The following is a 24,957-nucleotide window of genomic DNA, read 5'->3' on the forward strand; positions in this document are numbered from 1 at the left end:
ATAATTTTTATAATGTCTGTAAGATTAAATCTTGACTTCTACACTATATGTCAATCATTTAAATAATTTCCAATTTCGTTCTTGCGGTGGTGAATCCTCTCTTCCTTCAAGGAAAAAATCATCAGTGGGGTTTTCGCTTAGTTCTTTAAAGACTTCTTCCCAGTTTTTTTGTGATTTTAAGCTTTTCTCTGATGATAAATATTTAAGTTCTTCAGAACCATTTTTAGTTTTATCGTTTATAAACATTTTATTTTTACATATTCTATATACTACAATCACTTAAAAAACAACCTAGTAAATAGATGATTGGTAGACGAAGCTCAATTTGAAAAAGAGCAATGGGTCTGTAAGCCGAGGAGCGGAGCGTATACTAAATACGTGAGCATACAAGGACTTACAAAGACGGCGTAGCCAATTTTTCAAATTCAGCGAGTATACTATTTCATCCCTCTCAAATGATCTTCTAATTTTCTTAGTTTTCTGCCTTCATTTACTATTGGTCTCACATATTTTTCCATTTTGGCATGTTCCCTATATTTATTAATCTGATCGATCTGAGCATTGACTTCATCGGTAATAGCTTGCTTTCTATCCTCTATTTTATTTAATACTTCAGTACTATATTCATAATTTTTAACATCAGCATTAAAGTTATTAAGCTCTTCCGTAATCTTTGCGTCTACTTCAGGTCCCTGCTCAGTATCTTTGATCTTTTGTGCTATTAATGCCGGCATTTCCTCAATGTTGATATCATCTCTTTTGAAATGATCTTTAAGCTCTTTATAAGTTTGTTCTAAATTTCCTTCAGCTTTCTCGTGCATAATATCATAATGCCCTTGGCGACGAGTATATCGATCTCCTTCTATAAATTCTGCATGTTTTCTATGGGCGTTATCTATCATATCTCGCATCTGAGAATCAGTAGCTTGCTCACGCATAAATCTGTCGCCCATCATTACCGGTTCACCTTCCTCGAATAACCTACCACGCACCTCATGAATAAGCTTTCTTTGAGCTAATTCTTGATAATATTCTACATCACTCTGTCTACCTGCTTTTTCTAGTCTTGCTAGATATTCCGGTGATAATATATCTGCTTGAGCAGCTAACGTTTCTTTATTAATATGCATTTGGAGTTCTTCACGTTCCCGTGCTTTTTCATTATCTTTTAATTTTTCGCTATAAGTTCTAAGCCTTGGATCGTTATATTCAAAATCATGCCATTCGGCACTGGTTAGATTACCCTCATAAGCATCACGTAAATCTTGACCGACTATTGCAGTTAAAGCTCCTCTTTTTATTCCCGTATAACCGGCATAGAGTTTTTCACCTATACCTACACGCCTTTCTTCTTTTAATTTACGTTTTGTATCAATACGATGCTCCATCTCTTGCCAACTTCTAAGCGGTTTTATATTTTTACCGAACAGACCGACGCCTCGCCCTGACATTTCTTGGTGAGCATATTTATAAGCATCTTGATAATCTTTAGTAAAGTTCGCATCGCTAGCGAGTTCACGTAAGTTAGCATCTTTTAATGACTTATCAAGCTCTCTTTTTTGTTCTTCACTTAAAGCGGCGTAATCTTTCACTCCATATTTATTTGCAGCAATTTTATCTCGAAGCTGAGTAAATTTCATTTGCGATAGTTCTTTTGCTTTTAATTCATTCCCTTTAGGTAAATTCTTTAACAATTCTGAAATACCGTTTTCATAATCAGTAATAGCATTCATTTTTACATCTTTAGAATCTATACCGTATTTTCTCTTAACCTCATTTTGTACGGCTTTGTTTGCTGAAGAACCGAGAGCTTGCTTTTCAAGCCTTCCCATCATTATATCTTCAAATCCTTTAGCAAAGAACATACTAGTTTCTGCTAACTTCGCACTTACACGGGTAGTTATAGGTGCACTTACCGTCTTAGCTACATAACTTAGCGGTCTATTCATTTGCTTCGCTGCAGATTCATAAGATTGCTGATTAACTTTTTGTATGTCTGTTAAATTACCTGAAGTACCGGCAATAAATTGTGCAGTCGATATAGCAGTATCATTAAATTTACTTAGCAAATAAATAGACACGAAAATTAGTAATATCCCATCAAGTTGGACAAATTTCCCGTTTATAAAATTACTAATCCTTTTTGCATCTTTAACTAAATCTAAAAACGGTAATTCAATATAGCGTTCATCTATACACTCATACGCAGCACAATGCTTACATTTATCAGGGTCATTCTTACAAGAATCATCTACTATTATATGATCTTCGGGAACTAATATCTTTGCTTTGTGGAAATTATTTATACCTCCTTTCATTGGTACAGGGAACCACCAATAAAATATTGAATTACCAAGGCTTGGATCTATATCCTCAAGAAAACTACCGAATATTTCATTTATCGGACCTAAATTAGGAAAATCATGTTTACATACCCCAAAACCAAGAGTTGAATATATTTCGGTTCTGATGATCATTGAAATAAAAGCGATACCGGCAAATAAAATTATAGGCTGTAATGCATATGATATTAATTGTCTTAACCAATTCTCAAATAACGAACGAGTTATATTAAACAACATGAAACAAATAAATATCGGTCCCATAATTATAATCATACCGATAGTTATAAGAGCGGTTAGATAGATAATAGTAGCTTTAAATATAAGAAAGAAAATAAAATATAGGGCTATTAAATATAGAATGATATATATAAAACCAAGCCAATCAACAAATAGTAAAGAAAATAATTTAGATAAAGTTTGAGGAGCAATAAGTAACCCCAGCAAACTTTGAGAACCAGGACCGGTAGCTGCAGCTTCATTAATTATTTGCAGTATTTGCTGAACTCCGTCAATAAAAAATACGAATAAATAATCATGAAAAAAAGCCCATGCTTTATCCGTACTTAATAATATTGAGACTATACTAACTTTTAATATTCTAATTATAAGTTCGACATGAGTAAGGTTTATATTACCTATTAAAAAGGAAAAACCCGTAAACATTATATATAGAGTTAAAATAGCCGAGATGCTCATCCTATAACCCGGCGTATCAATTATTTGTTGATAAGTTTTCTTTATAATCCCATCCTTACCAAATAATACTCCTTTTATCAAATCCGTTAAAAATTGTAGCGGATCGGGTCTAGTATCAGTAACTCCGGACTTGATTACTAATCTATATTGCCCGCTATTATCATCATAAAATTTATCTATAATCTTAAAATAAAGAGGAGATTGAGCATATTTTGACTTATCCTCACCTTTATATTGATAATTTATTCCCCCTGCTGGTAAGAATTGTCCTGTACTACTAATACTATAAAATTTATAGCCTGCACTCGAAGTAAGCTCACCTAAATGCTGAGTTATACCTTGCGGTTTACGCTGTGAGTCCGGTGAAATATTGGGATCGGTATTTTTAGCGGCAATAAGAAAATAAAGCCCGACACCGTCTGTCATTATGCATGGAGGATTACTAATCATTGCGTCATTTTGATTTGCGGGATTAGGAGTACACATATTAAGTCTAGCATTATCCCAAAAAGTACACGGTTGTAGCTTAACGCAAAAAGCAGCCAAAGTAGTTGTGTTATTTTTCTGACCATACCACGGACACCATGCAGATAACTGACCTGAAGTATTTTTATCACCAAGTATATAACTCCACGGTCTTACCATAACGGTTAAAGGATAACCATTTACTTTATAAGCACTATCACGCCATGGTACTACCTGATCACCTTCCTGTCTTGAAGTAATTTCTTCCGGATTATATCTAGAGGAGACATTGAATTTGATAAAACCAAAATCATCAGGGTCAATACAAGTATCGCCGGTACAACCGGAAAGCAGTAATAACGATGATATTAATAATGTAATAAAAATATTTTTGTTCATTTATTTTAAGTTATTTTTATATAGCGTCATTGCAAACGGCCGTAGGGAGCGCGGCAATCTCATGACACAGTACGAAATTCCTGAGATTGCTTCGTCAAATTACTTCGTAATTTTCCTCGCAATGACGGCGAAAATATTTACAATTATTCTTTCCTCTCTCCTTCCTCTTTCTTCGGTACGTCATTACGCTCGGCAAGGAATTTATTGGTATGCTCACCGCCTCCTTTCGGTTTTCTAGCTTTATAATTTTGATCAATTATCTTGTCTTTGAAAACTCTAGCCGGAGCCATTGCAGCCTTTTTAATCGGTTTTGTTACCGAACCTATATCCTGCATAACGGCTCCCACAGGATCAGAACGTTCTTGATAATTTCCTGATATTCGTGCCGGTGTAACATTTGTAAGCATTCCGACTACTATATTTACAAAAGTTACTAAACCATATGACATCAAGCAATATGAATAAAATAATAAAGCCGTAGTAAATAATACTAAGAAAGTATTAGCCTTGTTCGTTAGAATATTCGAGCTACTAATTTCCGGTACATCCGGAACATAAAAAGGTATTCCAGGTAAAAACGGTAATGTAAAAGAGAAATTAATCGGAATACCAAGATTTGTTAAATCAAGACCTATTTTTATTGGTATAAGAGTATCCCAGCAAGCTCTAACTACTACTTTTAAAAGCTGCTCAGATAAAACCTGGTCTATCAATAAAAAGAAGATCAATAGTACAGTTGGCTGCACTACATAGCTAAGCAATGTCGATATCCAATTATCAAATAAACTTTTAGTTTTTTCAAATAACATTAATATTATGAAAAACGGTGCTAATGAAATCATAACAGTTAGCCCTATGAATGCAATAACATAGCCTATTATAACTTCTAAAATAGCTCTAAAATAAGTAATAAGTGAATAAATGGTTATAATAGCGATAAATGCTAAACCATTATGTATTTGTAATAATTCGATAAATAGTAATCCCCATATCCTACCGTTAGTATATTTATCAAATATAGGATCAATAAAACCAAAAATATTAGCTCTAGAGCTTGTAGCACCTACTACGTTAGTTAAAAAGAAATCAATACCGTTAGTAAATGCGCTAAAGAAGTATGTATTAAAGAAGCCCCAACTTTCTTCTCTAATTAAAAAAGCTACTATAGCTATTTTGCATATACGTGTTATTACTTCTACGGCAGTTAATTTTAATGCTCCCGCAACGAACATTAGCCCAAATATAGTAACATAAAGGGTTAATGCAGCTTTAGCTATATTCTTCACTGCAGAATTTTTAACTAACTTAATATAAAAGTTTTGACTAAAAGTTCTAAATTGATCGGTAATAGGTTTAATAGCACCGTTATATATTATATCAGAAAACCAAGTTGTACCGGTATAATTAGCATAATTTACACTAACCACCCCTTGTATATTACTATTAGGGTTTACCACCCTTAACCATAAATATCCATCTTGCGGTGCATCAGCCGCAAAGTTGTAATCTACCGGCGTACCACGAACAGATGGATCAGGTAACGTACTATCAGATGTTATTAAATATTCTAAACTTATATTTTGCTGATCACCCGGACTAATTGAATTTGTCCCATTGCCTATTTCAACAATCATTGAATAACGACCGAAATATAAAAAATTAGCTGACCAATCATTCTTATTTATATAATCTACAAAATTAGCATAATTTGAAAAATTTCGGCTCCAATCACTCATTAAAACTGAATTACTAAACATGTTATTAACTTGCCAATCGCTAGTAAAATCCATAGTACCGCCGCTAGTGGCTTGATAATATATAAAGCTACTTTGAGTGCTGCCTGAATTTACAAAACTCTGATCTCGTTCCTTAATAACCTGCCCACCTACTTTAATTATCATCCCTCTACCTTGATCGTAATAACAAGCAGGGCTAGTATTTATACCGGCATTAGCAGGACAAGGATTAATTAAGCCCATGAAATTTTGTACCGCTCTCGTTATCATAGGTTTGCCGACTAATGCTTCGTTACTATTTATACTTTTATATTTTGTAGCTGAGCCAGTACCGCTACACCCGCTTGGTTTATCAGGATCTCTTGAAGCGTCTATAAGATCGCATACCTCCTTTGCAGATGAGTAAATGATTCTATTGTCAAAATTTCCAAGGTTACTTTGAGTATAAAGTGCAGAAGCAGCAAATATTGAACTATCAAGTTCCTGCGTTAAAATATTATCTAGAGTATTAGGGCTAAAAAAATTATCTTTACCAACTAAACTAATATTTACTACATCGCCGGCCTTAACCTCAATTCTCAAATTACCGTTAGAATAGTTAAAATATTTAACAGAATCAGACATTTTAGTAAATGAAAGTGCATCAAGGTCTTTATCAGGCGGTATAGCCTCAGGTGTTGTACCGTTATTGTCCGTAACAAAACGAGGAAATCCTAAAGCTTCAAATTGTAATTTAGAATAATTATAAGTTTTAATGAAAACTTGCGGCGTACTAAATCTTGGATCAATTCTATATAATACTAGATATTTTCTAGGTTCAGGAGTAATACCTGAAGTAGACCAGTTTATTTTTAACAATTTACCTTTCTCAACAGTATTACCTGTTGATTGCCAAGTTCCGGCTGTAGATAAACTAATACCTATATTACCCTCTTTAAAACTTGTAAATTCAGGCACTTCTAAACAACCGAATAAGCTTTTTAACCCACCAAAACTGGTTGACATCCATGAAAAAGCATCATCAGCTTTAGCTGGCATCGCCATAAACAAAACTAATAAAACTAAACTCTTAAGAATTTTCATAATTTTAAATTGTTATTCGGTCTTGTTGCATGGATCGATTTCCATCGTCATTGCGAACGACTGAAAAGAGCGTGGCAATCTCAGGAATCTTGCCTGAGATTGCTTCGTCGAAACTTACAGTTTCTTCCCGCAATGACGATTTGGTATCCATATAACACACCCCTCTATTTTGGTGTTTCAGGTTTAGGTGGCTCTTCATTTGTCTTTTCGTCCCCTTCTTTTGGCGTATTTTTCCTATTTTTCTCAGCCTGATCGAGCTTCTTATTGCGTTGTTTTAATCGCACTTCCGCTCTGCCGGTAATACCTTGTCTTGTTTTATCATCCATTCCTATTGGACTTAATGCTTTTTGCCCTGCATCATGAGACATTCTACCACCAATTTCAGTAGCCGAAGGTCCGGCAGCACTAGTTAATTTTGCTACCATACGCCCTGAAAATTCGACATAACCATACATACCATAAGCAATAATAACTAGAGCTACGATATTTTGCATATTTACTCCCATCATACCTGACATATAATCCATTCCCCAAGGTGCAAACCAATTAATACAGAAGATAGGTACATTCAGCAATGCAATAGGTAAAATAGTACCGATAAACGGAATTTTTATCGGTAAAGCACATTTCCAACAAACGCTATAACCTAAAACAAAATCTAGATAAATGGTAAATAGCTGGGTTAGCACTATAATACCTGCCATCATAACTACTGGTTCTATCATATAGCGGATGGTAAACCTCACCCAATTATCAAATAAATACCTAGTAAAATCAAATAATATGAAACTAATAAATAAAGGGGCTATACCGATTAATATACAAGTTGCTATAAATGCCATAATATAAACGGCAACAGCTCTAAGTGCCGTAATAATTACTATACCAACTGCAATAAAAGTAATTATAAAATATATAATACCGCTAAGTCCAAGAGAAAGAAGTGAAAGTAATTGAGCGATAAAGGTTTGACTAAACAATATTTTACTCATTACTGCATCTAAAAACATGAAAGGATTAGAAATAGTATTAGTAGAAGTAAACAAACTATATCCACTCATATTAGCAATAATTGTGTCTGAAAAATTGGTAATTGCATCAAAAAGATAGTTATTGAAAAATTCAAAAGTATTACCGTTCATAAGTCCGCTAACTACCCCGATTTTTGCTATTCTAGTTACTAGCTCTTTTTGGTTTATCTTAGCAAAACCAAGCAAGAACATTGCTCCGTAAGCCATCACATACAGAATTAAAATTGCTTTAATATAGGTAAAAAAGTTAGTACAAGATGAATTATCATTAGCTTTATAACATACCATATTTTTAAAAATAGAAGTAGCAGCTCCTTGTACTTTAGTTTTAAATAACTCAAGTAACGGATTCATTACTTTAATAGTAAAACTTTCTACTTTTAAGGATGTTGAGAAATGTACTTTATAGCTACCTTCACTATCTTTATAGTCCCTTAAATTATTATTAGGATTATTTAGAATTTTCATCCATATATAACCCGCCTCATTTGCGTTAAAGTTATATTTACCTTCACTATCAACGTTAATTCCTTGAGGTGAATAGGTTTTACCGCTAATATTCGGGTTTTCCGAAGGCTTTACTATTATGTATTGCACTCGCCCCCGATCATTAAAAGTATCGCTAAAACTATTACCGTTTTCTCTATAACATTTAGTCTGTTTAATATTTAGAACATATCCTCCCGTATTCTTACTAGCATCTTGTGAGGCGGGAGACCAAAGCCTATATTGTAAATAGCTTTTTTCAGTATTGCTATTAAAAGGTATATTATATATAACTTTATATAAATATTTACCGTCTTTATCTTTATAGTCAGCCGGTTGATCTGTATCTGCAACAAATTTAGCAAATTCTAGCTTAGAAGGCAGAGCTTGACTTACAGAGCCCGCATCATTCATTTGATATATTAATCCGGTTGGTCCTTTGCCTCCTTTACCATCCGCCGTATACCAAAAATATTTATAATTTGAAAGCTCCGGTGTTGAAACAGTTCCCCCAATACATTGATCCTTAATCCATATTCCACTGCAACGTCCTTTGATAAAATCTAGATTTTTAGGACTACGATCTCTAACAGCATCAGGACATTGACCATTTGGAAGAGTCTTAGAGTTATTAGAACACTCTAAATTAAAGAGGTCAAAAAATAAATTGTTGATATTATCACTCCACGCTTTTGTAACACTACCATCATCTTTATAAGCTTCTGGCATAGAAGCAGGAATATTAACCCATGCTCCACATGAATCGCATATCCATTCCCCACAACATATTTTTCCAAAGGTACATGGACACCCAAGACCGCACCCCCCCAAAAAACTCGTATCACAGTAATGATGATAATTACATTTCCAATAATTGTCTCTCCATGCACAATCATTAACATATTCACCGTGATAAACAGAATATTTTCCACAAATCGGATCGTAAGAAGTTTTGCCTTGGGAACAATCTTTCGTAACCTTATCATCTTTAAAAACATCTTCAACTGTCGCATCTGTATTGGCAAAATTAGGAGATACAGAAACTAAAACTCTATCATTAGCATATAATTCGGCAATATTACGCCATTCATTATTTTTTGCATCCATTATTAGAGAGAGAGGCGGATTATTTGCATCGGTAATACGAGGAATCGGAATCATATTACCTTTATCGTCTAAATTAGATTTACCAGGTCTTGTACTTTCAGTAAATTGTACATTATCTTTTGGTACATAAGCTAAACACAAACTAACCTGACCGACCACTTGTAAATTCACCGGTTGATTGTTCTCTACTAGCACCTGAGTATTTAACCATTCACCGTAACGATTAGGATCAGGAATAAGCTGAGTCGTGCCGTCGGGCAACATCTTAGAAGTGTTTACATAATTAGCATTAGCATTAAGGGTTATAGTACCGGTTATTGAATCTGAACCTCCTTTACCGTCCGGGGCATATCTCATGTAGCAGCCGCCACCGACTTTTACTGCTCCTATCATACCAAGTGCTGCAAAAATAAAGCAAACTAGCGTTGCTACTATAGCGAGTACTCCTAAAACTTTTAATAAGTTACTCTGCATATTCTATTATTTACCTCCACCCGTCAATAAGGCGTCTTTAGCACTACTACCTCCTTCTGTAGCAAGTGCATCATCTCCTTTCTGTCCTTCTTGGCGATTACCTCCAACATTCGGCTTATCTCCTACCGGCGGCTTACCTTGTGAAGCCATGGCTGCATCCTTAAGGAAAGCTGCTCCTTTCTTTACTAAATCAACGATTTTAGTTGGACTTGCCGTTACTGCATCCATATTAGGACCGTTAGTTAAATCAGAAGCAAATCGCCCTATAGATTTAGAGAAATAATAAAAAATAACCGAAAATACTAATACGCACAAAAGTTCCGCTAAAATAGATACAACATCTCTAACAATTGATTTTATTGGGAAAAGTATCAATAAATGCTCTTCCCAACCTTCACCTGCATAATATTGTAACATTTTATATCCAAAACTTTCCTGACATTTATCTGCTCCGCCGTTAGGAAGCCTTAATTCAAAAGTACTAAATCTAATATCCCCTTTTTCATAATCATATCTAAGAAATTCGCAATTTTTAAATATTGCAGCATCATACATAGTTATTAATAAAGCTATAAAACCTGCTACTACTGCCGGCTGCAATGCACATGAAATACATACTTTTAACCACCCGTCAAAATAAGCTTTTGTACGAGTAAATAGAGCCATAGGAATGAATATAGGAGAAATATATGTCATAACGTAAATAGTAATCATGCAAACTAAATAATGCGTAATAAAATATAAAAGTATAGATAAAAATATTACAGAAAATACTAGACCTGCTGCAAGTATAATAACGTTTCCAGCCATAAAGAATCCAAACATAACGGCAAAAAATCTAAGTGCTCCTGCTTTACTTAAATCTTTCGGTCTGTCTTTTTTGCCGTCAGGATCAAAATTAGGTATAGGTGTATTATTACCGCCGGGACCATTACCGACCGAATTCCCTAAAACTCCATTCTTATCTATATTATAAAGTAAATCCAAGCCAAGATAATAACCTATACGGCAATCAATCGCGTCCCATAAGCCGTAAAATTTATAACCGTCCTTATACTTTGAATTATCAAATTGACATAATCCTCTAGAACCTGCTGCATTAAAGATCATCTGCGCAAAGTCCGGTGCTGCTCCCGTCAAAAGAGGTAATCCATATTTTAACATACCGTTTTCTTTTGTCGGCTGACCGCCGCTAAAATCTAAAGGTCCAAGGCCGATAGAAAAATAAGCAACAAATAAGAACTTTATTACAAAAAGAGCTATTTTTTCAGTACTTGCATATTCTTTATTTAGAGCCATATTAAAAGCAAAAAACATAGTATAAAGAATTAATGCCGCACCTATAATCCTCTTTAAATAACCTTGAAACGTAGAAAAAGCTGCAAGATTAGTTATTCTAGAATTTTGATCTTGAGAGCTACAACCATTTCCGGCAAAAAATATTTTATTAAGCGTTTCGCTCAAACACTGAACTGCAAGACCGGAAAAATTAATTAACGATTGACTATAATTTGCTCCCGTATAGCAACTTTTTCCTATATTACAATTTTCATCATCAGACGGAGTAGGCGGCGGAGTAGCACTTAAAGATTTACATGCTACCGGCATCGGTCCTCTTGACGTAGGCATAACTAAACATAGATCATTATCCCATTTTTTAACCGTTAAAACGATATTCTTTAATATAGGATTTGCTCCAAGATCAGGATTATTATCAGTACTTAAATCACTAATTTTCTTAGAGTCCCCTTCATTTAAATTATATATGGTGCAAGGGCTACTACTACCTTCTATATTTTTAAAACAAAACGTTATACTAGACGCAGCTGAGTTACAATTACCTCTCGGATCTTTCATATCAATATTACGAATTATATAGCCATATGCCGTGTCCGTTTCTAAATACCCATCTGAAGTAGTCGGTAAACTAGAACATGATTCTCCAAAACCGGCAAAGCTAGCTAAGCTTACAGACGCTATACAAACTATAATAAATATCTTTAAGGTTTTAAGAGTTTTCATTAGAACCATTATCTTTTTTTTCTGTTACTACGCCGCTTTTTACTAACTCATCCCATGTTTTTTCAGCATTTGCACGTCGTTCTGATACTTCTTCTCCTTCTTGTTCTCTTACTCTTCCTCCTCCGCTTGCTACTAGTTCATTCCATGCTGTTTCTACTTTTACACGTTTATCCCGAATCTCTGCATTTTCCCGTATTTGCTTTACTCCTGCTGGATTTTCATGTTCCTTTAAGTTAAAACTATAATCAATTACTCCTGAACCCCTACTTGTACTGTCAACTTTTTCTTGCGGTGACGTAGTAGTATTATCTTCTTTTCTGTCGTTTTCTATATTTTTATTTTCTTCTACCTTTGCTTTTTCTGGCTTATTAAGTTCATCAGCTAATTTATCAAATTTATTAGTTACACTATTATCTCTTTCTCTTATTTCAGTTACTACACCGCTATCGACTAATTCATTCCATTTCTTTTCTGCATTCGCACGTCGCTCCGATGTTTCTTCACCTTGCTGATCTCTTATTCTTCCTCCGCCGCTTGCTACTAATTCGTTCCATGCTTTCTCTACTTCTGCACGTTTATCCCGAATCTCTGCATTTTCCCGTATTTGCTTTACTCCTGCTGGATTTTCATGTTCCTTTAAGTTAAAACTATAATCAATTACTCCTGTACCTTTACTTGTGCTGTCAACTTTTTCTTGTGGAGCTGCATTATCAACTTTTTCCTGTGGAGGCGGAGTATTATCAATCTCTTTTTTACTTTCTTGATTATTATCTCTTATAATTTTTCCAACACTTTCAGTTTCAATATTACTTTGCGGTGCAGGTGTAGAAATAGAAGTTCTAATGCTAGCAGGTGGTGGTGAAACAGCTTCTGGAGGAGCAGGAGGAGGAGTAACAACATCTGATCTTGCTTCACTACTTACTGTTTTTGGACTAGAAGTTGCTACAGAAGACGAAGCTGTCGGTGTTGTTACCGTAGGTACCGACGTACCTCCGCTTGCAGCAATATTATCATTTGTTCCTCCGCCTCCGCTTGCAGCAATATTATCACTTACTCCTCCCCCTTGACCAGCTTTTAAATCACCAACTCCTCCTCTACTTGCTATCTGATCGACCCCCTTAGTTGCCGCACCCGCAGCAGCAAGGGCTGCCATACCTGCCTTAAATATTGCTTGTGGTTTTATAGCAACATTATTAAGGGCTACTCCTTCCGTCATATCTGCAGCAAATTCAGCTAGCTGGCTACTAAAATTATACATCAAATACAATGTAAAACATGCCGTAACTAACGCAAGTAAAATATTTTTAATTTTCTCAAAAAGCACTTTTGGAGACATGAAGAACATTCCGGGTTCCAAAACTACTCCCGATAAAAACTGGAATTTAGCAAGAAATTTATCGGTAGGGGTATCCCCCGGTTTACTATCGACGATTTCACTTACACTATCTTTTGCAAAATTAAATGCTGTGGTAATAGGGTTATTTAACATATAACCTAAACTATTTTGACAACTTTCTACGGCATCTTTATCAGGATATTGTGACGTATCATCCCAATCATTATTAATGTAAAATATTAAAACATCCCTCTTAGAAGTAATGCCACCTTGAATTTTGTCTTCTATACTATTGTGAATTAACTTGCTCTTATATTGACATTTACCGTAGAAACCATAATCATATACCGAAAACATCGTAATCATAAAAGTAACGACCACCATAGGCTGTAGCAAGAACGAAATCATCAGCTTAACCCAGCTGTCAAAATAATTTCTTGTATATGTGAATAAAAACATAGGTACAAAAAGAGGAGCTAAAATACCGAGTATTACTATAGATATCATACACATAATCGTTGCATTAACCATAAAGGCAGCAACCGAAATCACAAGTAACGGATAAGAAAGAGCGAGTGACACTAACATCATATTACCGGATATTATCGCCGGAATTAGCAAATAAATATATGGTGGAGCACTAAAACTAAAGAAATCAAAATTTAAAAAATCATGGCTTCGATAAGCATTTTCGACAAGTAACGTAGATAATATATCAAGCCCTAAATAATGAGCTACCCTACAATCTAACGCATCCCATAATGCAATATAAGAAACGGTACCGTCATAAGAAAGATTGTTAAATTTACATAAACCGGACGGAGCAGCATTCATAACCCAACTTGCTAAACCGTTTATACCGTCAAGTAAGAAAGGAAACGCCCACTGAATCATACCGTCTAGTCGGTCATACGGAGAGCCATTACCAGGGGTTATATTAATTCCTATTGAAAAATAAGTTACGAATATCATTTTCAATATAAAATTTATATACTCACTTTTTGGCGGTATTTCACCTGCAAGTAATAGTTTAAAGCCAAAAAACATAACATATAAAGTTAGAAAAGCCGTAACTATTTTATACATTCCTACTTGGAACTGAAATAATGCACTATCTTGCCTTGAAGCCAAATTAACCACTTGTTCTACATTATCAAAACTACAAACATCTTTACTAATTAGTAATCTAGCAATCATTTGCCTCATACATTCTATAAGAGGAGAAGTCATGACTACTGCAGTTTTTGAAGCATTATAAGCTTTTTGATAACATCCGTCGCCTGCTGCACTACAGGAAACTAAAGCTAAAGGATCGGTAGGCGTTTCCTTAGGATCTTCAATAAAATCCTTATCTGCTACATCCATAAAACTATTATACATGGATTTCGGAAACGGTTCTTTCATATATTTACAGCCGACAGGAACGTCTCCTGTGAATCCTTTTGTTGAAACACATATTCTATCTTTATCTTGAATAACTTTCCAATATATTGCAGGGATTCCGAAATCAAATGCAAAACCGTCTTCGCCGGGCTTACCACTATATGACATATGATATTCCTTTTTTTTATTTTCCCATGCTTTCTTTATATCATCCCAAGGGTCGCTCCCTGTGAAGACGGCTTTAGCAATAGCAAGTGCCGATTCAGCAACAGATTTTGCCCGAGATGCCATTAATAGGCCATTATGACATAAAGCAAAGCGTAATTCTGGATTTTTAGGATCAATTCTGTTTTCACGGGTACATTGACCTCCGGGGAAATTTCCAAAATTACTATCGTTAAATAAATCGCTGTCGTTTATTTTAAGCTTTAAAAGCGTATTCATGTATAAAACGGGAGAGACAAGGTTCATTACCGCAAAAGAAAAGAACGGAGCAGCAATACATGTATGAGAAAATTCAGTACGCAGCAAATCCCCTACGCCTTGGGTTTCGCAAGTTAAGCTACTCAAAATATCCACAATGCTATCAAGAGTATCTTTGGCATGGGTTTTAGTAACTAGCCCTAAATTTAGGGCAAAGCTTAATACTAATGTTATAAGTATACTACGAGGAAATAATTTCATGACTAGTTACTTGTTGCCTCGTATGGAATGGTTTTAACGTCATTGCGAGGAAAATTACGTAGTAATTGGCGAAGCAATCTCGTGCCAAAGTCCTGAGATTGCCACGCTCCTTTCAGTCGCTCGCAATGACGATAGCTCAGAACCAATGCTCTACATAATCCATTAAATCTATAATGTTTTAACTGCTTCATAAAATATAGGTAACCACTTATCCGGATCATTGCCGTATTTCTCTCTAATTTGATCGAGCAATATTACAGTCTCAACTCTGCCGGATAAAACACTAATTATATTATTCATACCGTCTAAGTTAACTTTAGCAACTACGGCATCTATTCCTTGTTTTATTAAAAAATAACGTGTAGTAGGGTCGGTAGTTTTAATTAAAATATATTCTCGCTGACTTAACATAAATGCACTACGATAAATATCCGTAGCTTTCAAATTAGGTAAAAAAATCTGCGTAGCTGTTTGTTGAATCAACGTATCACTAATTCTACTTTTTGCGGCATCTTCAACACTCTGCGTAGCAAATATAACAAAAGTATTTAATTTTCTCAACACTTTTAACCAATCTTTGATCTTAGGTGCAAATACCGGATTATCGATTAAAGCCCATGCTTCATCAAGTACTATCATAGTTTTCTGTCCATCTAAAGAGATATTAATGCGATGGAAGATATATAACAATACCGGTGCAAGGCTTACAGGGTCTTTAAGTAATTCAGTCATATCAAAACCGAATACCCTTGCTTTTTGTAAATCAATATTATCTACTTCATTGTCAAATATCTTAGCATGTGAACCTTTACCAACCCACATTGCAATCCTACTCGCCAAACTATTTGGTGTATCAATACCAAGAAATGCTATAACATTACTAAGCCGTCTGTCTTTTTTCTCTAATCTAAAATTACCGCTTACTGCTTGAGATAAGATTTTATTATCTTGTGCAGTTAAACTTTCACCGTTAGAAGTTACAAGTACACGAAGCCACTCCAAAATAAATGTTCTATTCTCACTAGTATCTTCAAGCTGCAAGGGATTAAAATTACATTTTAATCCCGGATCAATTACCGTATAAACTCCGTTTAAAGCACGTATAAATATTTCTGCTCCTCGATCTTTATCAAAAAAGTACATACGAGGTTTGAATTTTTGTGCTTCCGCACATAAGAAATTCATAAGAACTGTTTTACCGGCACCGGTTGGACCGATAATTAGAGTATGTCCAACATCCCTTACATGGAAATTAAAATAAAACGGCGTACCTGAAGTAGTATCAAGTACTGTGACATATTCTCCCCAATGGTTATCTCTAATTTTACCGAGCGGATAATTATGTTGGGAGGCAAAGCTAGCCATATTAAGAGTATTTATAGTGGATTTACGTACTATATAATCCATATTTCCCGGCAACTGTCCCCAATAGCTAGGCTCCATGTTAACTTTTTCTCTAACCGGCTGAATTCCCGAATTAGAAAGCTCAACTGCTGCCATTGATAATATATCTTCCAAAGCTTTAATATTATTCGCGGAACATAAAAGCGATAAATGATGCTCACCGAAACCGATATCACCGCTAGTGGCTATATCAAGGGCCGTATTAATTTCAGCAATTTGCGAAGTAGCTTTATCACCGGATTGTATCATTCTATTTTGCTGTAATTGCATTTTACTGATCGCTACGGTTCTATTAGCAAAGACAAAGCTTTGAGTCATGACAAATTCAAAAGGCATTTGCAGAAATCCGTCAAAAATTCCTGCCGAAGTATTAGGTCCGTATTCAAGTATACTGATCATTCCGGCATATTTTTTGCCAAGCGGACTTCTTGCTTCAATAGTACGAGAATCAAAAAATAAGCGATGGGTCGGTAAATATTCGTCAATAGTACCACGCGGTAATGCTATAGGACCAGGTGAATCGCCGCAATTGATTAAGGATGAAAGGAATTCTAAAATTTCACAATAACTACCTGACTGCGTTTGACGAACTCCGAGTAATCTTGCTCCGTAACTTCTAAATGTATTAACCACTCTAGTTGACATTTCTTGAAGATTTTCTTTCATCTCTTTCATGTCATTTGCCCAAGCAGTTTTATTAGATTTTTGTCTAAGCTTCTTTAGAAAATACTCAACTATAGCAGCACCGCCGGTATCAGGCTTATATAAAATACTAACATATAATTCGTTAAAAAATGACCTAGCACCCGCATGTTTCTTACGCCATTCCGCACCTAAATAAGTAATAAAATCATTAGGAACTTTTACGGTAGGATCATAAGTAAATTCCGTATCGTCAAATATTACTGCTTTACGTCTTCTAATAGTATGGAAATACATAACGATATTTCCCGAAGCCATATTTTTAAGTAAGGCATTTCTGATATTTTTTTTAATGTCTAAATCTTCATCATCAGCAGTTTCAAAAGAAAATCCGTTTATTTTAATAACTTGTAATAAAGAATTATCTTTTGTTAAAATAGTATTACTATCCCAATGACATTTATAAGGAATAAAATGCGAAGTTGGTCTTTCTTGTTTAGACCTTAATTCTTTAGCTGCTCTAGTTCTAAATAACTTCATTACCTCACCTGATTTAACTATTTTGATTTATTTTGTCATTGCGAGAAGAGGCAAAGCCTCGACACGGCAATCTCAGAAATTTTATACTGTCAGCCTACGGCTACTCTCAAGGCATTGTTGCGTAGACCGGTAAAACCTACTGCGTCACCTAGTTCACTTGACCACATGGTCCATAAAAACAATAAAATACTAATAATTTTAGTATTTTTAACTGGATCCTGTGGTCAAGCCACGGGATGACACAGAGGTAAAACTGATCTACGCAACAACGCCTGCTCGCAATGACGGCTTAGCATCCACGCGGGAATGACATAAAACTCAAATACTATACGAATTTGCTCCGTAGTAAAATTTATTAGGACATTGGCTAGTTCTTGACATTTTATTTAAATATAGCTCTATGAATCTCGGTTCTTTAAAACATATAATATAAGCTACCAAATGCAAAGCAGCTGCAATGAATAAAATCATAATGCCGTTATTCCAAATAAATACTATCATCGTCATTATCATATTTAATGCAGCAAACTTAATACTTACTCCAAATATCATCGGCGGTCTAGTTAACCCTACAAATAAAAGATCGGATGCTAATGCTCCTGCCATAAAAAACCTCTATTAATTTATATTAATATCAAACATAGTTGACAATATTGAATTCGGTACTTCACTATTCACAAAATGTACGTAACCGTTATTATTTTCAAGTGCATTAACTGTTATCTTAATTAATTCTTCTTCGATGAAATTATTACTATCATCTAACATCGATTTCAATAAGTTAATATCTCGTATTTTTATATTATACGGAAAATGTCTCTGATACCTGTAATATCTCATATGGCAATATTAAATGTTCTGCACTTAATGCAGAAGCAATTGTTGCTACCGTTAAGTTAACATTTAATAAATGTGTTTTGTCCTGATCATCATTAGCAAATGGTGCTATCACTGGTATAATATTATTATCTTCAAAATTTAATAAAATTTCCGGATTAATCATAATAGGTTCACTTAAAAAAACCAATATTTATAACATCATGATTTACAATTTTTCGGTGAGATAATTTTGACTTTTTTGCTTGCAGTAAATTAGCATCCTTACCTGAAATACCAACTGCATAACAACCTATACTACTTAACTTTGTTACTATAAGCTTGTTAACGTAACTAGATAAAATTTCCATAATAATAGGATTATTTAGAGAACTATAGTCGCTTATTTTACTAATTTTCTGACTAAAATTTTCATCTATTTGTGATATTAAAGATGAACTTCGTAAATCAATATGATCATGTACTATATATATTTTAGCACCGCACATCTCAAGCAATCTAACAGATTCAATAAAAGCCGTAAATAATTTATCGTCAATAATAATAGCAGCAGGTAATTTTAGAACTATTGCTTGATTCTTCAACTCACTACTACACTTTATTATATTCTTAATTATAGCAATGTTATTTAATGAAGAAATACTATCTACCTCTTTACCTTTGAGGTTTGCTGCATTTTGCCAAACTAGCTTTAAGTTCTCTTGCACCTTCTTTACTCCTACTACTTACATACATAACATTACATATGTAGTTTAAAGTTGCAAGAAAATTCTGCGCTTCATCGTTAAGGTTTTTACGATCCGTAACTTTATCGGATTTTGTGAAAATAATTTGAAATTCTCTTTTATTTGCAAGTAATAGCTCTGCTACTTTTTTATCGTTTTCTTTTATACCTCTTCTTGAATCAATCAATAAGTTAACTAACCTTAAATTATAACTATTTCGTAAATAATAGCTAATTAACACTTCCCACTGTTCTTTGACTGATATAGGAACATTAGCAAAACCATAACCGGGAAGGTCAACTATAATAAGTTTATCTGCAAGGTTAAAAAAATTGATTTGCCTAGTACGTCCAGGAGTATTAGAAACTTTAGCAAGATTTTTATTATTACATATCGTATTTATTAGGCTTGATTTGCCGACATTTGACTTACCGACAAAAGCAATTTCCGGTAATGAAAAATTGGGGATTTGATTTATATTCATAGCACCGGCTACAAATTTAGCTTGGTGACGAAAAAGCTTACTGACATCAGATGATTTTGTAGATACTATTTTCTGAGTAGTCATAATTTGCTTTTGTATTTGGTGTAATTAGGTATTGCTCGAGTGAATACCGAGTCGTCATTGCGAGGAAATTAGATAGTAATTGTACGTACGCAATCCAGTAAAAAATTCTGATTTACAGAATTTTTTTTTATTATTTTTCTGGGTTGTCACGCAAGTACTACGACTGCTCGCAAAGAACTGTTGCGTGGATACCGATGTCATTCCTGCGGAAGCAGGAATCCAGAAAATAGTATAAATACAGCAAATTTTTTGAAATTATAAGCTCGATTTATCTCGCTTTATGCTGGATTACCGCCTGCGCGGGAATGACATAAAGAGCATTTACCGGTCCACGCAGTCAATGCTTTCTCGTAAAGACAGGAAAACCAAACCATGCAACAACAATGATTTAGGAATGACATCAGCAGATTTCAATAACATTACAAGTGAGTTGAAAAATATGGTAGCGGGGGCTGGATTTGAACCAACGACCTTCAGGTTATGAGCCTGACGAGCTACCGAGCTGCTCCACCCCGCAATAATTGAGAATTGACGATTTACCTGTGTTATATTGTGATTTAGTCCAATACTATGCGAATATTGCTAGTGTCATTCTTGCATAGATACCGAGTAATCATTGCGAGCATCCGTAGGCTGCACGGCAATCTCATGAAATAATAATAAAATCCTGAGGTTGCGTGTGTACAATTGCTATGCAATTTCCGTAGCTCAAACGACCTTCAGTATCCACAAACAAAGCTTAACTAGCTTCTTTCTTACCACCGAAGGAAAGACCTGAGAATCTTTTATTGAAATCACTAACGTTTTTGTTCGATTGATTTACTACATTTCCGGAATCTTTATTCCATGCCGGATGCTTTCTAAAATCAACATCCATTAAAATTTCACCTGTAGGATGAGTAGACATTGTTTCAAAAACGTCACTTCCTACTTTAATCGAAAGTTTTCTATATTCTGGATGTATACCGTTTTTCATAATGATTTTGCCGTTTTAGTCTGAATTATTTTTTTCTTAATAGCTCTAGCCGTACTTGATAAAACATTATCATTAGCTTTTAGAATATACGCATCAAACCCACCGGCTTTTTCCACTGAACTAATACATCTAGCATTAACTGATAATCTATATCCTTCAGCTGTTATATCGCTTGTAAACTTAACTGACCTTAAATTAGGCCCAAAACGTCTTCTAGTTTTACGCTGGGAATGTGATACATTATTGCCGTATAAAACACCCACACCTGTGAGCTCGCACTTACGTGACATAAGCTAAATACCTTAAAACTTATAAAATATATAAAAAATATAAAGTAATACTCCACTAGTGTCAAGAGCTAATTACGGTCCGTTTAGTGAAGAAATAAAGATAGGTACGATGTATTTATATGTGAAATAGGCACAAGCTAAACCTAACATAGTACCGATAACGATTATACGGAATTTTGCAGGACTAAAAATTAAAATAACTATTCCAAGAATAATTACTATTTTTATTATATCATCTGTCGTATAAGAGCTAGAGTTTATAGCATAAACATTTAGGTTTATACCTAGAAATATTATTATACATAATAAGTTCTTAAACATTTTATACCTCTATAGGACCGGTAGTTAATCCATTTATAAATTGTTTTAAATAAGGATTATCACTATTACGCATTTCATCTTTACTACCGTACCATTTAATTTTTCCTTGATAAATCATAGCGACTTCTTTAGCTATTTTTTCGGCACTAACCATATCATGAGTTATAGTAATCGTAGTTGCCCCTAACTCTTCTTGGATTTTTATAATTAATTCGTTGATAACATTTGCCATTATAGGATCAAGCCCTGTGGTCGGTTCATCAAGAAATAAAATCGACGGTGTACTACAAATAGCCCTAGCGAGGGCTACTCTTTTTTGCATTCCTCCCGATAATTCGGAAGGGTAAAGATCGAGTATTCTAGGGGACAAACCGACGGAATTAAGCTTTGCACCGGCAAGGTCGTTTTTTTCTTTCTTAGATAATTTTTTAGTCTCGAAAGTAATATTATCACGTATATTCAAGGAGTCAAATAATGCTCCACCTTGAAATAAAAAGCCTATACCGTCCATAATCTCAAATTTTTGTTTACTTGAGATATCTTGGATTTCTACATTATCAATAAAAATTTTACCTTTATCAGGTTTAATCAGTCCTACTATATTTTTAATTAGAACCGATTTGCCACTACCGGAACCGCCTAAAATAACTAATGAACTGCCCTTTTTTACATCCAAATCTATTCCGTCTAACACCTTATGATTAGCAAATGATTTATATAATGACCGAATTTTAATTTTAAATTCTTCCTTTGTACTCATATTTATACTTTAAAAAATAATTCGGTTATTGAATAATTGCTGATTAAGATAAGGATAGAAGAATTTACTACTGCCGAGGTAGTAGCTCTTCCCACTCCCTTAGCCCCTTTACCTGAATAATAGCCGCTATAGCAACTTATTATAGAAATAATAAACCCAAAAACTCCCGCTTTAACAAGACCGGAAATTACGTCAATAGGTTCTAAATACTGAAAAGTACTGGTTAAATAAGCCGTGCTATTAAAATCAAGCTTATACACACCAACCAAATAACCGCCCATAACACCAATTATATCACCGATTAAAACAAGACAAGGCATTGTAATAATAGCTGCTATTACTCTTGGAAAAACTAAATATTTAATAGGATCGGTAGATAAAGTATATAAAGCATCTACCTGCTCCGTTACTCTCATTGTCGCTATTTCGGCGGCGATTGATGCCCCGACTCTTCCCGCTACCATTAGTCCGGCTAAGACAGGTCCAAGCTCTCTAGTCAGCGATAATACTACTACCGTTGCAATGGAACTTTCAGCCGAGAAACGAGAAAAGCCTGTATAGCTCTGTAATGCAAGTACCGCACCTGAGAAAAAAGTCGTCATCGCAACAACCGGAAGCGAGTGAAACCCGATAAATAATAATTGTCTGATGATTAAACTCAAATATAAAGGTGGTCTTATGATACTGCTGACGGCAGCAAAGCTAAATAGAGAAAAACTACCTACACTTTGTGCAAACTTTATAGTACGTTTACCGACCGAATTAGCTATATTTAATAACATTTATGTATATTTTTTTGTTTATATGTTATGTGGACACATAATCGTCATTGCGAGAAGAAACTGTAAGTTTCGACGAAGCAATCTCAGGATATTTGACGAGATTGCCATGTCGCCTCGCTCCTCGCAATGACGATTACTTATAAATCCGTTTATACCTACTACCGAGACTAGCCAACACCTCATACCCTATAGTACCTATAATACTTGCTATTTTATCGGGCGTGCAATAATTTCCGATAATTTCCGCTTCCTGCCCTAGAAAAATATCAAGCGGTGGTAGATCGGTAACATCGATATTTATCAAATCCATAGATATTCGCCCTACTATAGGAACGCTACGACCATTAATAAATACTTCGCCTTGATTGCTAAAATTACGACTAAACCCATCGGCATAACCAAGCGGTAACGTTGCAATAACACTATCACGCTCAGTTGTAAAAGTCATATTATAACCGATATGGCTATCTAGTGTCAAATTCTGTAAATGAATTATAGGGGCTTTTAAGGTTACGGGATTTTGTAGACCTCTCGAATAACCTCCTTCTAAAGGTAATTTGTACGTCGATCCGGTACTCGAATCCTCATGTACGTTTATGTACGCTGCGGTTCTGCGTTCCGTGTCTCCTTCAAACTCCTCTTTATAAGATAGGTTATTCGAGAGGTCTATTACAGGATTAAGCCCATATAAGGCAGCACCTGGTCTTGCTAAATCAAAATGATAATCTTGTCCTAAAAATATGCCGCCAGAATTAGCAAGGCTTGCTTTGACGTTTGGGAAATATTGTAAATAAGTTTTAAATCTGCTTAATTGCTCTAGATTATAAGGATTATCTATTTCTTCGGATACAGCTAGATGGCTTATAATATATTGTAAATCTAGCCCTTTTAATAAATCACGATTATTAATTAACTGCTCTATTTCATTATGAGTTAATCCAAGGCGATTAATCCCCGTATTGAAATGTAAATAACAAGGCAATAATCGGTTTTTCAAATTACTAAATTTTTGCCAAATTTCTATTTGTTTTAAGTTATTTAGAACAGGGATTAAATTATATTCTATAAGCTCTAAAGCATCATGTTCAAAAACTCCATTGAGAACTAAAATATTAACATCATTATCTAGTGCTTTGGGCGTTGTTGCATGGATACTAGAGCCGTCATTGCGAGGAGCGAAGCATTGTTGCAATCCAGAAAAATAATTAAAAAAATTCTGACTTACAGAATTTTTTACTGGATTGCTTCGTCGAATTACTGCGTAATTCTTCTCGCAATGACGGCAAGCCGATTCATGCCACGAAGCTAGAGCTTTGCGTAAATTAACTCCCTCCTCGCTTGTGGCCACAAAAAAATGCCTACAATTTTCCTCTATTAAAGCTTTAGAAATTTGCACTGCTCCAAGACCGTAACCGTTAGCTTTAACGGCAGCACCGACTAATGAGGTTTTACAAATATCTTGTAATAAAAGATAATTATTTTTTATTACAGATAGATTTATTTCTAGAGTACATAAACTCATAATATATTTCTTGACTCTTTAACGATAATTGGCATTACCGGTATTATATGAAATTTTGGAGGTAAGTCACCTACTTCTATAGTATCAGTAACAAAAATCTTATCTACCACCGAATTTTCAATTTTAACTTTAGAACCGGCAGCAAGCACAGCATGAGTTATAAAAGCACTAACCGATAAAGCCGAATGTTCTTTTAAAAATCTTGCTTCTTTTATGATTGTTTCGCCACTATCTATAATATCATCAATTAATATGCAATTTTTGCCCTCTGCACTACCTATTATTGATATCATCCCGCAATTATTATTTATATCCTTTCTTTGTTTATATAAGCTGAATCTAT

Annotated in this window: 15 protein-coding genes, 1 tRNA gene and 3 pseudogenes; all 19 read right to left on the minus strand. The window is 34.6% G+C overall.

The genetic code is table 11. The features are described from left to right. Nucleotides 1-54 precede the first annotated feature (54 nt). Nucleotides 55-246, minus strand: a complete 192-nt coding sequence (locus KYQ89_RS06930) for a hypothetical protein (protein WP_256621596.1) — start codon at nt 244-246, stop codon at nt 55-57. A 191-nt stretch (nt 247-437) separates the two neighbouring features. Next, complete coding sequence (locus KYQ89_RS06935; protein ID WP_218460977.1) at nt 438-3,905, minus strand: type IV secretion system protein; 3,468 nt, start codon at nt 3,903-3,905, stop codon at nt 438-440. Nucleotides 3,906-4,048: 143 nt separating this feature from the next. Beyond that, entirely contained in the window at nt 4,049-6,724 is a 2,676-nt protein-coding gene (locus tag KYQ89_RS06940; RefSeq protein WP_218460978.1) for a type IV secretion system protein, read from the minus strand. A 164-nt stretch (nt 6,725-6,888) separates the two neighbouring features. Then, nucleotides 6,889-8,715, minus strand: a pseudogene (locus tag KYQ89_RS08470) (type IV secretion system protein); the annotation flags it as partial. A 75-nt stretch (nt 8,716-8,790) separates the two neighbouring features. Further along, nucleotides 8,791-9,822: pseudogene (locus KYQ89_RS08475) on the minus strand (hypothetical protein); the annotation flags it as partial. Between the two features lie 6 nt (nt 9,823-9,828). Continuing rightward, nucleotides 9,829-11,844, minus strand: a complete 2,016-nt coding sequence (locus KYQ89_RS06950; protein WP_218460980.1) for a type IV secretion system protein — start codon at nt 11,842-11,844, stop codon at nt 9,829-9,831. Then, the gene (locus KYQ89_RS06955) at nt 11,831-15,247 is read right to left on the minus strand and encodes a type IV secretion system protein (RefSeq protein ID WP_218460981.1); all 3,417 of its coding nucleotides are present in this window, start codon (nt 15,245-15,247) and stop codon (nt 11,831-11,833) included. Before KYQ89_RS06955 ends, KYQ89_RS06950 begins: the two co-directional genes overlap by 14 nt. Nucleotides 15,248-15,415: 168 nt before the next feature. Further along, a complete protein-coding gene (locus tag KYQ89_RS06960) occupies nt 15,416-17,833 on the minus strand; it encodes a VirB4 family type IV secretion/conjugal transfer ATPase (protein ID WP_218460982.1) in 2,418 nt (805 codons plus the stop codon). A 318-nt stretch (nt 17,834-18,151) separates the two neighbouring features. Beyond that, entirely contained in the window at nt 18,152-18,439 is a 288-nt protein-coding gene (locus KYQ89_RS06965; RefSeq protein ID WP_218460983.1) for a type IV secretion system protein VirB3, read from the minus strand. Nucleotides 18,440-18,451: 12 nt separating this feature from the next. Further along, a pseudogene (locus tag KYQ89_RS06970) lies at nt 18,452-19,377 on the minus strand (acetylglutamate kinase). After that, entirely contained in the window at nt 19,325-19,963 is a 639-nt protein-coding gene (yihA, locus tag KYQ89_RS06975; protein WP_218460984.1) for a ribosome biogenesis GTP-binding protein YihA/YsxC, read from the minus strand. Before yihA ends, KYQ89_RS06970 begins: the two are co-directional and overlap by 53 nt. A gap of 440 nt (nt 19,964-20,403) precedes the next feature. Further along, nucleotides 20,404-20,480: transfer RNA gene (locus KYQ89_RS06980), tRNA-Met, on the minus strand. A 222-nt stretch (nt 20,481-20,702) separates the two neighbouring features. After that, entirely contained in the window at nt 20,703-20,939 is a 237-nt protein-coding gene (gene rpmE, locus KYQ89_RS06985) for a 50S ribosomal protein L31 (protein WP_218460985.1), read from the minus strand. Beyond that, entirely contained in the window at nt 20,936-21,229 is a 294-nt protein-coding gene (rpmB, locus tag KYQ89_RS06990) for a 50S ribosomal protein L28 (protein ID WP_218460986.1), read from the minus strand. The genes rpmE and rpmB overlap by 4 nt, the downstream gene beginning before the upstream one ends. 72 nt (nt 21,230-21,301) lie before the next feature. Further along, a complete protein-coding gene (locus KYQ89_RS06995; RefSeq protein ID WP_040256865.1) occupies nt 21,302-21,550 on the minus strand; it encodes a DUF5510 family protein in 249 nt (82 codons plus the stop codon). Nucleotide 21,551: 1 nt separating this feature from the next. Next, nucleotides 21,552-22,310 (minus strand): ABC transporter ATP-binding protein, encoded by a 759-nt coding sequence (locus KYQ89_RS07000; protein WP_218460987.1) that lies wholly within the window; start codon nt 22,308-22,310, stop codon nt 21,552-21,554. A gap of 2 nt (nt 22,311-22,312) precedes the next feature. Further along, nucleotides 22,313-23,092 carry an MlaE family ABC transporter permease gene (locus KYQ89_RS07005; protein ID WP_218460988.1) on the minus strand — a complete coding sequence of 260 codons (780 nt, stop codon included), beginning with the start codon at nt 23,090-23,092 and terminating at the stop codon, nt 22,313-22,315. Nucleotides 23,093-23,225: 133 nt separating this feature from the next. Then, nucleotides 23,226-24,614: an alanine racemase gene (locus KYQ89_RS07010; protein WP_218460989.1), complete on the minus strand. Its 1,389-nt coding sequence runs from the start codon at nt 24,612-24,614 to the stop codon at nt 23,226-23,228. Further along, nucleotides 24,611-24,907, minus strand: a complete 297-nt coding sequence (locus tag KYQ89_RS07015; RefSeq protein WP_218460990.1) for a phosphoribosyltransferase family protein — start codon at nt 24,905-24,907, stop codon at nt 24,611-24,613. The genes KYQ89_RS07010 and KYQ89_RS07015 overlap by 4 nt, the downstream gene beginning before the upstream one ends. Nucleotides 24,908-24,957 lie beyond the last annotated feature (50 nt).

This window comes from Rickettsia sp. TH2014 (assembly GCF_019249195.1).
GTDB classification, from domain to species: Bacteria; Pseudomonadota; Alphaproteobacteria; order Rickettsiales; family Rickettsiaceae; genus Rickettsia; species Rickettsia felis.

Excerpts from the sequence above, each read along its gene's own strand:
- KYQ89_RS06935 (WP_218460977.1), bottom strand. The coding sequence starts at position 3,905 with ATGAACAAAAATATTTTTATTACATTATTAATATCATCGTTATTACTG.
- rpmB (WP_218460986.1), bottom strand. The coding sequence starts at position 21,229 with ATGTCACGTAAGTGCGAGCTCACAGGTGTGGGTGTTTTATACGGCAAT.
- KYQ89_RS06950 (WP_218460980.1), bottom strand. The coding sequence starts at position 11,844 with ATGAAAACTCTTAAAACCTTAAAGATATTTATTATAGTTTGTATAGCG.
- KYQ89_RS07000 (WP_218460987.1), bottom strand. The coding sequence starts at position 22,310 with ATGAGTACAAAGGAAGAATTTAAAATTAAAATTCGGTCATTATATAAA.
- KYQ89_RS06955 (WP_218460981.1), bottom strand. The coding sequence starts at position 15,247 with ATGAAATTATTTCCTCGTAGTATACTTATAACATTAGTATTAAGCTTT.
- KYQ89_RS07015 (WP_218460990.1), bottom strand. The coding sequence starts at position 24,907 with ATGATATCAATAATAGGTAGTGCAGAGGGCAAAAATTGCATATTAATT.
- rpmE (WP_218460985.1), bottom strand. The coding sequence starts at position 20,939 with ATGAAAAACGGTATACATCCAGAATATAGAAAACTTTCGATTAAAGTA.
- yihA (WP_218460984.1), bottom strand. The coding sequence starts at position 19,963 with ATGACTACTCAGAAAATAGTATCTACAAAATCATCTGATGTCAGTAAG.
- KYQ89_RS07010 (WP_218460989.1), bottom strand. The coding sequence starts at position 24,614 with ATGAGTTTATGTACTCTAGAAATAAATCTATCTGTAATAAAAAATAAT.
- KYQ89_RS06995 (WP_040256865.1), bottom strand. The coding sequence starts at position 21,550 with ATGTTTAAGAACTTATTATGTATAATAATATTTCTAGGTATAAACCTA.
- KYQ89_RS06965 (WP_218460983.1), bottom strand. The coding sequence starts at position 18,439 with ATGGCAGGAGCATTAGCATCCGATCTTTTATTTGTAGGGTTAACTAGA.
- KYQ89_RS06930 (WP_256621596.1), bottom strand. The coding sequence starts at position 246 with ATGTTTATAAACGATAAAACTAAAAATGGTTCTGAAGAACTTAAATAT.
- KYQ89_RS07005 (WP_218460988.1), bottom strand. The coding sequence starts at position 23,092 with ATGTTATTAAATATAGCTAATTCGGTCGGTAAACGTACTATAAAGTTT.
- KYQ89_RS06960 (WP_218460982.1), bottom strand. The coding sequence starts at position 17,833 with ATGAAGTTATTTAGAACTAGAGCAGCTAAAGAATTAAGGTCTAAACAA.
- KYQ89_RS06940 (WP_218460978.1), bottom strand. The coding sequence starts at position 6,724 with ATGAAAATTCTTAAGAGTTTAGTTTTATTAGTTTTGTTTATGGCGATG.